Annotated in this window: 11 protein-coding genes and 1 pseudogene; 11 read left to right on the top strand and 1 reads right to left on the bottom strand. The window is 34.0% G+C overall.

What is annotated here, in order from left to right; genetic code table 11:
• From ACTNC6_RS15705 to ACTNC6_RS15655, 11 genes and pseudogenes are all read left to right on the top strand, one after another.
• The coding region (locus ACTNC6_RS15705) for a transposase (RefSeq protein ID WP_441044568.1) at positions 1-233 on the top strand (233 nt) is incomplete at its 5' end.
• Positions 234-596: 363 nt separating this feature from the next.
• Complete coding sequence (locus ACTNC6_RS15700; protein ID WP_441044567.1) at positions 597-989, top strand: hypothetical protein; 393 nt, start codon at positions 597-599, stop codon at positions 987-989.
• Positions 990-1,302: 313 nt separating this feature from the next.
• A complete protein-coding gene (locus tag ACTNC6_RS15695) occupies positions 1,303-1,662 on the top strand; it encodes a hypothetical protein (protein ID WP_441044566.1) in 360 nt (119 codons plus the stop codon).
• 8 nt (positions 1,663-1,670) lie between these two features.
• The gene (locus ACTNC6_RS15690; protein ID WP_441044565.1) at positions 1,671-3,290 is read left to right on the top strand and encodes an HD domain-containing protein; all 1,620 of its coding nucleotides are present in this window, start codon (positions 1,671-1,673) and stop codon (positions 3,288-3,290) included.
• A gap of 109 nt (positions 3,291-3,399) precedes the next feature.
• A pseudogene (locus ACTNC6_RS15685) lies at positions 3,400-3,588 on the top strand (IS110 family transposase); the annotation flags it as partial.
• Between the two features lie 1,104 nt (positions 3,589-4,692).
• Entirely contained in the window at positions 4,693-4,863 is a 171-nt protein-coding gene (locus ACTNC6_RS15680; RefSeq protein WP_195455248.1) for a hypothetical protein, read from the top strand.
• 25 nt (positions 4,864-4,888) lie between these two features.
• Positions 4,889-8,869: an FRG domain-containing protein gene (locus ACTNC6_RS15675; RefSeq protein WP_441044564.1), complete on the top strand. Its 3,981-nt coding sequence runs from the start codon at positions 4,889-4,891 to the stop codon at positions 8,867-8,869.
• Positions 8,870-9,128: 259 nt separating this feature from the next.
• Complete coding sequence (locus tag ACTNC6_RS15670; RefSeq protein ID WP_441044563.1) at positions 9,129-9,440, top strand: hypothetical protein; 312 nt, start codon at positions 9,129-9,131, stop codon at positions 9,438-9,440.
• A gap of 103 nt (positions 9,441-9,543) precedes the next feature.
• Entirely contained in the window at positions 9,544-10,164 is a 621-nt protein-coding gene (gene tmk, locus ACTNC6_RS15665) for a dTMP kinase (protein WP_441044562.1), read from the top strand.
• On the top strand, positions 10,161-11,495 hold the full coding sequence (locus ACTNC6_RS15660) for a B12-binding domain-containing radical SAM protein (protein ID WP_138277268.1): 1,335 nt from the start codon (positions 10,161-10,163) through the stop codon (positions 11,493-11,495). The genes tmk and ACTNC6_RS15660 overlap by 4 nt, the downstream gene beginning before the upstream one ends.
• On the top strand, positions 11,492-12,040 hold the full coding sequence (locus tag ACTNC6_RS15655; RefSeq protein ID WP_138277269.1) for a uracil-DNA glycosylase family protein: 549 nt from the start codon (positions 11,492-11,494) through the stop codon (positions 12,038-12,040). The genes ACTNC6_RS15660 and ACTNC6_RS15655 overlap by 4 nt, the downstream gene beginning before the upstream one ends.
• 185 nt (positions 12,041-12,225) lie before the next feature.
• Here the strand turns inward: ACTNC6_RS15655 and ACTNC6_RS15650 are convergent, their stop codons facing one another.
• On the bottom strand, positions 12,226-12,786 hold the full coding sequence (locus ACTNC6_RS15650) for a transposase (protein ID WP_441044561.1): 561 nt from the start codon (positions 12,784-12,786) through the stop codon (positions 12,226-12,228).
• Positions 12,787-13,037: the final 251 nt, after the last annotated feature.

Genomic DNA, 13,037 nt, shown 5'->3' with positions numbered 1-13,037 from the left:
TTGTTGAAAAATATAGTAAAAATCTTCTTAAACCCTTAAGAAGTTTTGCTGAGGGATTAAAAAGAGATATAGATGCAGTTGAAAATGCTGTAGCATATGATTACAGTAATGGATTTGTGGAAGGAACTAATAGCAGATTAAAAATGATAAAACGTACAATGTATGGAAGATGTGGCAGGCAGTTGCTTGAAGCAAAGTTGAGGTACATGGGATATAACAATAATAACGGATAATTGCGGAAGAGCCACGGGCACCGGATTATTCACTTGACTGTCCAAAAAACTGGTTTGGATACCGTGTTTTTGCTGTTGATGGGTCTACACTGGAGATTCCCTTGTCCAATGATACCTCTGCGGAATTTGGGGCTATTACCAGCTGCAACAATCATGATGTTTTCTGGGTTGAAGGTCTGCTCTCAACTATCTATGATGTCTTTCTCGACCAGATAATTGATGGACAGATATAAATACTCGGGGTCTAAATACTCAGGGTCAGACCCCATGAAATACCGACAAAGAAGAACTAAAAGTTCTATAAAAGAAACATAAAATATCTTGCAAAAACTTATCATGTATAAATACTCGGGGTCAGACCCCATGAAATCAGAACGTTGTAAAATTTATAGAAAAAGAAAACAAGCTGTTGAGCAATTACAGATATGTAAGGGGATGTCCTTGGAATATATGGAGAAATATCTGTGGAGTACGATTGAAATTTTTTCCGGGTATTCTTTTACAACGGTAAAAGGATTACGATTTCGGTATACCGTAAATGGAAATGAAATACAAATTAATCGAAAGAAAAAATCTATAACGAGAAGTAGTGTGAAAGCTGCTCTAAAAGTGACATTAGAGAAGAACGGAAATATAAGCGGACCGAAAAAAATAGGAGTATTCGGTGCCAGTTATTTGTATTCAATGTTCTTGAGTTTTGGATTGATTGATGCAGAGAGAGACTTTAATGTCTTTGAATCTTGTAATTATTGTTAAAAGTGCTAATTGATGTGTTGCTAAAAATATGATAATGTATAGTCACATTGATGAATGGCTGGCTTTGGGAATATTATCTGTATTATTTCGAATAAAGATATGAAAATAATCACGCGATACGATAATTATATAGTGATACAAGGATGTAGTTCGCGGAATTACATCCTTGCTTTTTACACTTATAGCAGAATATAGGAATTTAGAGAAATTTGTCATTGAGCTTTAAGGCTGAACATTAATAAAAATAGTAATAATACAATATAATAACATATAATTTAAATGGTAGATACAATATGGAGGAGGTTACAATAGAATGTGTATTCGCATTGGAATTGAGGACTTGGTGGCTAATGCATTAATTGAGTTGGCTGAAAAGAAGGATCAAAGAGAGGTTTATTTTAAAGATTTGGATAAGTATGGTGCAGTTGTTGTAAAATTACTAAATAAAGAAGATGAAAAAGCAGTATTGATACTTTCAACAGAAAGAACCAATAATTTTTTAATAGATTATTCGGAGTATTATGAATTATTTAGTCTTGGAAAAGAAGAAGGAATTCGTTTAAAAGAAGATGTTGAAGTAGATGAGTTATGGAGTAAGTTTAGAAGCTACTTATCAGTAAAGGTTATGAAGGCATTTATGAACAAGGAGTCTGTGCAGGCACTGGGGGTGTAAGTTGATCCGTGAGCAAAAGATTAAAAGATCCTATATACGGTTATATAACGATAGACGATAAAATTATAAAAGAAATTATTGATACGGCAGAATTTCAACGATTACGAAATGTGATACAGACAAGTTATGCACCATTATATTCTTCAGCAGTTCATAATCGTTTTGTGCATTCGCTTGGAGTGTATTATCTAGGAAACTTAGTTGCAGAGAATATTAAAAGTATTGTTGAAGAAGAACTGAAAGATACAGAGTATGAACGTTGTATAGAAGTATTTCTTCTGGCATGCTTATTACATGATGTAGGGCATGCGCCATTTTCACATACAGGAGAAGAGTACTATTTAAAAAGTGGTGAAAGAGTTGAACTACATAAAAGACTGAGTGAGCTAACAGGTGATGATAATCTAGAAAATGAGATTAGCCAGAAGTCTTACAAAGCAGCCCCACACGAACTGATGAGTGCAATTGTTGCGATTGAACGTTTTGGTGATATAATCGGAAATGCCAAAGAGAAAAGTTTCTTTGCACGTTGTATCACAGGATATCAATATGTAAGATATGAAGATGAAAAGCATAAGATATTGAATTGTGTTATTTCATTGCTCAATTCATCAGTAATTGATGTTGATAAATTGGATTATCTAATTCGCGATGCATACATAACAGGATTTGATACAATTAATATTGATTATGAAAGACTATTACGGAGTATTTATATTAAAAAGGACCAGGTAAAAAGAGAGGCGAAATATGAAGTTGTCTATACAAAAGGTGCTATAAGTGTAATTGAGAATGTTGTATATGCACATGATGCTGAGCGAAAATGGATTCAAAATCATCCAGTTGTACAATATGAAGGTTTTTTAATCAAACGTATTATTGATGATTTGAATGAAAAATATGGAGATAATGTATTGTTTTCGGAAGAAGCATTATCAAGAGAGGGAAAAGTGATCAAAGAGAAGAATGTCCGTGTGTCATTACTATGTGATGCAGATATTGTCTTTTTGATGAAGAACCTTGATAGCAATAAATATGTTGAGGAATATCTTGATAGAGGGAAAAGACGCCATCCACTGTGGAAATCAGAAGCAGAATATAGAGCTTTATTTGGAACATGTTTTAGTGCACAAACATATGAAGTATTAGAGGAGGAAATGATGGCGCTGCTCAAATATTTGAATTTTATTAAACATTCAAATGTTATAAATGAAGCTTCTTTGAAGGCATGTGAAGAAGACATTCAAGCAGCAGAAAAATTATATAAAGAGTCTGGATGTGACAAAAAGTTTCGAAAACAAGTTGAAGATAAAAAAGAATATAAATGTTGGTTGGAAGCATTTAAGACGTTTGCAGATAATCAGGGCATAAATTTTGACTTTGTATTATTAGAGGAAACATTGTTTAGTAGTGGTTTTGCAAAAGAAAGATTGTCAGAGTTAAAAATAGAGTTTTCTGACCTTAAATCCTTAAGCAGTCTAGGTAAAATATCAACTGTTTTATCTTCCCATTCAGCAGGAAGAGACAAGTTTTTTTACGTTTTTTATAGACGAGATGTCAAAAAGAATATTAGGATGATTGATTTGGTAAATATTCTTGATCGTTTAGTGAAAAATAAAGTACAATGACAGGCAAAATTAGATGAAACAAGAGCTTCTTGTATAATTCAATATAAGAAATTCCGAGAAAGAAGCCGTTTATGTTCAACAATGATAAAGTCGGATTTATCTCATTTAAGAGTTGGAAGACAATAGTTTGAGCAAAAATGAATGAAAAGGGCCAAAAACAATTATCGGTTGGGTGAATGTGAGAAGAATCTCTTATTCATATATCTCAACCGGGATCTATGCAGAGATTAGGAATATATCCAACATTCGAATTCAGACACAGGAAATGCTCACAAGGATCAAAAACAGGATGACTCGTTTGTCCGAATACTCGGGGTCAGACCCTATGAAATGCTAATAAAATAAGTGAACATATCCTAAAAGTTCTCTAAAGAAAGTATAATATGAATTTTTAGCGGGTACTTGAGTGTTGCTGATTTCTCAGTTTGTCACTAATCAGATTTGCTCCCATGTCATAGATCTGCTATGTTTTGTGTCATTGGCATTTTGTGCAATCCGGCAGATTTCCTGCCGGATTATCTGTTTCATTTAGAAACACTGCGGGGTCAGACCCCATAAAGAAACACATCGTCATTCCTATAATCTTGCGGCTCTGCTGTCTGTTCCGGTTATCATAAAATATTATTGCCACCAGCGCACAATCCGTCACTACAAAAGTATTTGCCGTTAAAACAGACGGCATCTTATTGATTACTGCATTAATTGCCAGTATCCTGTTTCTTATATCCCCATTTGCAGTTTCTGCCTAGGAAGGTGATGTTGAAAATACAGAAACAGTTTTTGAAGATGAAGCGGAAACTGTACCAGATATGAACCAGGATTCAGATTTCGATTCTGATCCGGATTCTAACCTGGATTCCAATCCGGACCCGGATCTGGACGGATTCATATCTGGTGACGATTCTTCCCCCAAAAATAATCCCATTCATGTTATTATTGAAAATGGGTCTGGCAATATACCTCTCGGGGTCAGACCCCATGAAATATCGTAGGAGAGACATCTGGTGATGATAGTAGGAAGGGAGGATATTATACGCAGTCATTGCTGAAAGCCTGTTATAATTTTCAGGACAAATATAAAAATGAAAGTAAATCGTATTATCTTTCATGCTCAATAGCGCATGAACAGGCGAAGAAATTGGTTGTGAAATTAAAGTCAGATCAGAATCCGCAGATTGAAAAACCCAGAAGTGGAAATTATTTCCCATTGGCTATTATAGTGAACTGAAATACTGTCATTGATGTTACGCCTATCATAAATATGGTGGGGTTGAATATAATTTTGTAAGGGAAATATTTGAGTTTTTTAATAATTTGGTCACATGTAGAACACGATTTCGGATTATCATAAAGGGCATTAGTTTTCCACTGATACATAGAGAGTTGGAGGTGATTGAGAAAAATGAAAAAAAAGAAAATTCAGGGCATTACTCATAATGCTTTTTTTACACAAGAACGAGAAATGGACAGATATTTTGAGACTGAACAGGAACTGGGAACAAATCAAAAGCTTTTTGAAGTTACAGACGCACATGACGATGTTATTGTTTTAAATGTGTTAAGAAGAAAGTGACAAGCATTAATGGGGGAAATAACAAATGATAGGATATATTTTTGAGTATTATAAGTATCTTCGATACACCAAAAACTCTCTGGATGATTTAAATGCTCTTGGAAATAATCAAAATGTTAATAAAACATATTTAACGTTTGGGGAGTTTGATCGTTTAAAAGTAAATTGTATCACAGATATAAGCAGGTTCAGGGATTTATCAGAGTTAGCCAGAAGCTGGCAGGGCAATCGACAATCATTATTGTTCTACACTCTGGAAAATGATCCTGCTTATACTTATATTGAGACAGAGGACGAGTTTGGCTTTTTCAATAATGAATCTGGAAAATTTGATGATCATTTGTTTATTGGATTGACAGAATTCCCTTTCACGAATCAAGTGAGAGATGAGATGACTGATTACAAAAGAAAGATAGATAATGTGAGGAATCTTATTACTGTTACAATAGACAATTCACTGAAGGAGAAGGATGTTGACCTGTCTTATATGGTTATGGGCAATATGGGAACATTTGGTATTTCTGTATTGTGGTTTTCTAATCAGTATGCAGATATCTTAAAGTCGGTGAACTGTATTAAGGCTGCACTCCCTCATTATTTTCTGTCGGCATATACGATTCTGTCACGTAATCCCAGAGGAAATGAAAATCTATTCAGTGAAATTAAGGGAAGGGCTTTCGTACAGATTACGTTAAAAAAACATCTTTCAGAAGGTAAATTTGACGTAAATACTGATAGTCTCCACGAAATTATAAAAAATGTTTATCACACACAAGGACAGTATGATATTATTTTAGAAGTTGATGCAAATAAAGCGTTTACGTTATTTGATGATCAGAGTATGTTTAAACATATAGAGGCTTCTTATCAGAGAGAAATTCTTCAAACGAATGTTATTTTTGGTGAAGAGATAGATGTTCAGGTTCAGAATAGTAATGTAACAGTTTCGAATTCGGAAAGACAGAAAGTTGGCGATAGCCGTCTGGACGATAATGATGAAAAGTCTGAAATTAATCAGATTTCAGATGAAATACGCTCTCAACTGAAGAAGATTTCATATAAATCTTCAGGTGTGGTAGATACGTTTGATTCATTATTATGTGATTATAGGTATAATGCTGTCTCAGCTGTGAATCAGCATTGGGCAGATGATTTCACTCATATATTTCTGAAAAGTTTGAACTGTATAGAGGATATGATAGAGTTTATGCAGGAAAATCTGTATGATATAGAATTTATGAGCATATTGAGAGAAGTAATGGATGTGTTGAAGCAACAGATATTCCATATGGCAGAATCTAATAGCCTCAATTTCGAAATTCCTAAATGTCACTTAAGATATACCGGGCAGGAGGATAGCGTTCTTTTTTGTTACATCAATATTATTAAAGAGATTCTGGAAGAAGCTTATTCACTTGAAGGTACGAATAGTCAGACAGAAATAGTTCCTATTGTCACGGTTGACTCGGTTCCTATTGTAGAAAGTAATCTTTATTTTGATAAAACAGAATTTTATAAGGAAAATTTCAGAGATACAGTTCAGAAATGCAAGTTATTGGCTATAAATCTTCCACATATAAGCTTTTATGATATTCCAACGTATTTTCAATATTTATATCATGAGATTTATCATTACATTGTTCCTGAAAACAGAGAAAAAAGGGATTTCTATACAGGTCAGTTCCTGAGTACTATTTTTTATGAAGAGATTATAAGTAAGCTTCTTAAGCGGGTATTGGAAAATACGGAATCCTGGAGAAGAACGAAGGAATATTTATATCCTGAGATTATAACAGTAGTAGCGGATAAATATGAATACATCGATCAGAAAATAAAACGTAAACATAAGATTAACAGGGATACAGATAACGACAGTGTATTCTTTGTGGCTGAAATTTATCAGAGGTGTCTGTATGAGTACCTGGAGGAGGATATTTGTAATTGGATCGATGGGAAAGATTCAGATTTTCGGGAGATATTAAACAGGATAGATCAGGATTTGCAAGATGGAAAAAATACTTCAAAGGCAGTAAATTGTTCGTATGAAGATCTTAAACTGTGTTATAGGAACAATGGTTTAAGAGAGGATTATGAGAAAGATGTAGAGAGATTTATGAGGGGTGAGAGGCGGGATAAATATAATTGGGAGATTATATTAAGTCTGTTACCGGACATAAGAAAAATGATGACGGAATTAAGTGATGGTCTGAAGGAGACAGCAGCCGATCTGGCAATGATTGAGCTGACTGATATGAAATTGGAAGAGTATATGAGCCTTTACATTGAGTGTCAGGAAAATCTCATGATGAAGGCAGAAAAATTTGATACTGTTCAAACCAGAGAATATTTTCGCATAGGCATGGTGTTGAAATATTATGAAGAAATAAGGAAACAGATACTGGATGACAAATTAAAAGATAGTTACAGAGTTCAATATTTTGCGAAGAATATTACTATCCATCATGAAATCAGCAAAGAAACACTGAAAAGAGCATTCAGTAAAAATGAAATGAAACTGGATGGGTGGTGGAATACATTTATCAAAGTGCAGGACTTATCGAAAGAGACTTTTTTTGATATGCACAGAGTGATGTTAAGAAAAATATGTGATGAAATAAGAGTAAGCCAGCGCCTGTCACAAGATCGTAATAGAAAAAACAAAAAAGTAAAATTTCACATATACAAAAAAATTATCAGCGACTATGGAGAGACATTGCTCCAAGTCAGGAAAGTCTTGGAAAATTCCTGTGAAGAGGCTGTAAATATGTATGAATGTGCTGTTAAGAAATTTGATGCCTCGATTTTTATTGAAAATATACGATTAATGCAGAAATACCAAAAAGGAAAAACACTGATAGAGCTGTCCAAAATCAATTTAGATAATAATAAAATAAAAAAAGAGAGACAGAATAAAAATCTATATTGTACACATACGAAACTGGAAGCGGTAAAAACGCAATTTATTATAAATATTTCATCAGCCCAAAATGAAAATTATGTAGAAGAATACAGTACAAAAGTATTCGACATAAATGGACTGATGTATGAGTTTGAGAAAATTACTAAGAAATTGAAGGAAAGTTGCACAGATGTATTACCTCAGGAAAAATATTCATTATGGTACAGGGGACAGATGAACAGTAATTATGAATTGTTACCATCTATCATGCGTGCAAATGTTTTCGAACGGAGTAATTTTACATATTTGGCTCAGTACCAGAGATATTTGTTCGAAAAGTTCAAATATCGTGCAGATGGGGCTCCGGAGATTATGGATCGTTCTGTATTTTCCACTTCTGATTATCTTGCTTTAATGCAGCATTATAATGTTCGTACTAATTTTATGGACTGGTCGGAAGATGCGTTTGCCAGCTTATATTTTGCGTTAGAAAAATTGATCAATGGTGAGATATCAAGTGCGGCTAATCATCCTTCTATTCAGATTTTCAGTCCCAGCCTTTATAATCGTGCCAGAACCCAGATGATTAATGAAGGTATGATACAGTTGCCGGAAGATGATGAGGTTTTTCGGGCATCAGTAAAAACAACAGGTAGCAGGGAGGGAGAAATTCCTAATATTGCAACGGTATACAATGAGAAAATTTTTGACATGTTTCTGCTCGGTAATGTGAAATATGAAAAAACAAATTCATATGGACATACACGTCAGATAGTATTGTCTGGTGGAAAGGAAATGGCTTTTCTTCCGCTTGCAATTTATACATCGAAATTAAATCCGAGGATTCGTGCACAGAGTGGTTTGTTTCTGGCATATAATTTATATGCGGAACCGTCTTTAAATGGAGATTATGATTATTTATCATTGGAAAGAATCCAGGACTATTACCTGAAGCGGAGTAAAGCTCATAATAAGAAACAATTCCTGTATAATATTGTTATTGACAGACCTGATGCCAGAGCTATTGCAGATTGCTTTATTTCGTTGGGATTAGCCAAGGAGAGGGTATATCCGGAATTGATGAACGTTGGAGAGAAAATCAGATGATAATATCAGACTTCTTTTCCGGGGTGACAGATGACCAGAGGTTCGGTTTTCTGAACGAGTGGCGAGTGGAATGAAAAGAGAGACCACAGGGAAAGAAGAAGGTTTGGAGGAAGATACAGATGGCAAAACCGAAGAATGAACAAACTCTCGGGGTCAGATCCCAGTAAGGAATGAAGGATCCGAGGACGATGAGACTAAGGAATTAGATGAAGAGGAAGATTCTGCATTATCAAATCTACAGGGAATTACAAGTGCTATCTTGAGTGGAACTAGTATTTGGAATAATTCATTTGTGCAAGAGTGTTTGCAAAATGATTTTTATATTACAACTATAGGATATAAATTTGAGAGTCTAGCTGATTTGCGTGAGGTGGTTGTAGAAATTAATTTTAAATATGATGATTTAAAAATAGATATATGTAAAACGTATGAATATGATTCAGATGCTGATGGATTTCGTCTTCATCCGGCAATGTTAGATGTGCAGGAGGAAATACTTAAAATGTTCCAAACAGCTGCGTATGAACAATATACAGAAATTTTAGAAAGGCAGAGACAGGAAGCCTTGTAGCAGGGGTAAAATCTTTTGGAAAATCCCATTATAAACAAAAGTGATGATAAATATATTGATACTGTGATACACATATTTTCTTTTCAATAGAGATGGTGGTTATATGTTAGAGAATGAAAAACTAGACGGTTATTTTATAGCTGTAGATGGTCCTAATGGTGTTGGAAAGTCAACACTAATAGAGGCTATAAAAAATAAATTGGAAGTATTGGGATATGCTGTATATATAACAAGGGAGCCCACGGATACTAAACTGGGAAATTTCTTAAGAGAGTTTGCAGAAAAACATTCAGGGATAAGTTTGGCGTGTTTGGTTGCGGCAGATAGATATGAGCATATGACCAATGAAATTATACCTGCATTAGAAGAGGGACAACTGGTTATTTCTGATAGGTATATACTTTCATCACTAATATTGCAAGAAATGGATGGTGTTAGTGCTACTTTTGTGTTGAATGCAAATTCCGAAATAATAAAGCCGGATTTGCAATTGGCAGTGTTTGCAGATGAAAGGGTTTTGCAAAAAAGATTATCAGAACGAGATACATTGACTAGATTTGAAAAAGGGAATCAGTCAAAAAGTGAACTTGATTTTATGGAGAGAGGGATTATAGAATTAAGGAAATATAATATCGATGTTATGAATATTTATAACAATGACAATTTGGAAGAAAATGTAGAAAAAGTAGTTTCTTATGTAGTTAATAACTGGAGGAAGGTATGAAAAAATTTATTCTATTTAACTCTCCTATATTTTGGGATACCACAAAAGAGAAAGAACAGTATTTATCACCACTGGGATTAGGATATATAGCAACATATTTAGAAAAAGCGGGAATAGATGTTACTATTGTAGATTGCGTAAAAGAAAGAAAATCTGTAACAGATATAGCGAATTTTATTAATAAAATGCATCCAGATTATATTGGAATAAACATTTTTACGCAAAATTACGAAATGGTGAAGTTTATTATTGAAAGTATTGAGATCCCATGTGATTGTTTTATCGGAGGACAAGCCGTTAAGAGTATTTATTTTGATATACTTCAATGGGATACCCAAAATAGATTGAACATAATTATTGGTGAGGGAGAATTTATAATACCTGCCCTTGTTTTAGGACTATGTAATCAGATTCCAGAGGAACAAAAGAATCAAAAATTTGTATATAGAGTTAATAAAGATTCGGAATATTTTCCAGAGGACATTTCAAATGTCTTTTTGGATAGGAGGTATTTGGGAAACGAGATAGTAGACAATCATTATGGTGAGAAAGAAATAGCAATCATTACATCGAGAGGATGCGCGTTTGATTGCGCGTTTTGCGGAGGGGCCAGGAGCTTAAATAAAGATGTTACAACCAGAATTCGCACAGAAGAAAGTGTTATAATGGAAATCAAAGAAATACTATCTACATATCCAGATATACAAAGCATTCGAATTTTAGATGACTTGTTTTTAAGAAATGGTAAAAGTATAGATATGGCAAATAATATTTTTTCAAAATTTCCACAGTTGAGTTGGCGAGGAATGGTTCATGTGTTGTCTCTGATTGGAAATATTGAAAAAGTGAAGGATCTCCACAATGGAAGGTGTAGGGAATTGTTTATTGGAATCGAATCTGGTTCAGAAAGAATGAGAAAGAAAATAAATAAGCTTGGTAGTTCAGATGATGTTATAACTGTCTCAAAAGAAATTCTGGAGAATGGAATTGACTTGAAGGGGTATTTTATTTATGGTTTTCCAGAAGAAACAAAAGAAGATTTTCAAAAAACATATGAATTGGCTTCTAAAATAAAAGAAATATCGCTTAAGACTCCTGGAACATTTAGAACCAGTGTGTTCCAATTTAGACCATATCATGGAACACAGTTATATAATGAAATAGTAAAAAGCACTGGAATTATTCATGGGTGTGAATTTAATAAATCAATAAGTCAATTTGAGGGAAGATCACAGTTCAATTTTGAATTTGGGAATTATAGTGCGGAGATAGATGAAATGTTAAATGAATATATTATAAAAACACAGAAACTTACAGAGGAAGAACAATGATTGAGCAAATACGTAGATGTCAAAAGTGCGGTTTGTGTTTTAACCAAAAACCGCTATTAGATACAGAAAAAGAATGTCAGGTTTTTTGGGTAGGTCTTTCGGCAAAAAAAATGGAATCTGATGAAGAAGTCCCGTTGTCCCCGGAAACCAATACAGGAATGCTGATTCAAAAGATAGAGGAATTGTGTGGAGAGGTAATCACATATAAAACAAATTTAGTAAAATGCCTTCCTTTAACAGAGGAACAAAAATTGCGTTATCCTAATAGAAAAGAAATCGATAGTTGTTTTGAACATTTGGTTGGTGAAATTCAGGCAATGTCTCCGAAAATAGTTTTTTTGTTGGGAGAAAAAGTTTATTCATCTGTTGGAAAACATTTAAAAATCAATTTTGAAAAATGGGATGAATTTGAATATCATTATAAAAAATATGAAGGGACTTATTATGTACCAATTCACCATCCATCTTATATTTACGTTTATAAAAGAAAACGAATGGATGAATATATTGAGGGGGTTGAAAGGATAATAAATCAATTATTATAGTTGTGATGGATATAAAGCGTGATATGTTCCTGCTACAATCGCAGGTATAAAAATGACGGAGAACTAAGTCGGTTGGAGTCTGGGACATATGGCACACTTTTTGCCTCTCGTTTAAAAGCTGAATGATTCGGACTAAAACTTGTTGAATAATCTGTGCTCCAATGGTTCTTCCGCAATTGTCCGTCTTATCCTTTTAGCAATATAAGCTTAGCGGTCAATAACTCCTTGCCACAACGGCCATACATGGTACGTTTTATCATTTTCAATTTACTGTTTGTACCCTCGACAAAACCATTCGATAGAGGGCTGGTTACAGCATTTTCTACGGCAGATAAATCTTTTTCCAGTCCGGATGCAAAACGGGAAAGTTCTTTCAAATCGCTGTTTTTGTATTTTTCAATAAAAAGATATAAGTACGGCATGTTTTTCTTTTGAAATATCTCCCGAAATTCCTGAATGCAGGACTTCAGCGTCCTAAGCTGCGGATAAGTATCCATCAGATATGATTTATGACAATCCGTTATCTCGTGGTTCATCCATAAGAAACGGAAGATGCCGTTTCTTGATATGTGGTCATATTTCTGAAGTTTTTTCTTCTTCTGAATAGCGTCCGTTGAAGAACTCCTGTAGACCGCTATATCAATATGAAAACGCTCTATAATCTTATTCATGTAATCATAAGCTGCTGTCTGGCCGCCTTTGTAACCTTTTTGAATGAGACTTCGGAAAACATCTTTTCTGCTCACTCCAGAAGATAACTCTTTGATGATATAATCATAAAATTGATCCATTCCGCTGTAAAAGTTTTTGCGGCATAAAGAATCATAGTCTCCTTCAAGATATTTTGTTACTGTATTTCTGCTACAATGAAGTATTTTAGCTATCGCTGAATATTCCTGTGCGATGGGCTCTTCCGCAATTATCCGTTTTGGCTCTTTTAGCATGATCAGATATATAGTATAATGTTTGTATTAGGATGTATGAGGAGAATTATTTA

The sequence above is a fragment of the Blautia sp. HCP3S3_C4 genome, assembly GCF_052064095.1.
In the GTDB taxonomy this organism is placed as follows: Bacteria; Bacillota; Clostridia; order Lachnospirales; family Lachnospiraceae; genus Blautia_A.
Note: the sequence above shows the minus strand (reverse complement) of the source record. Positions and strands in the feature narration are given on the sequence as shown.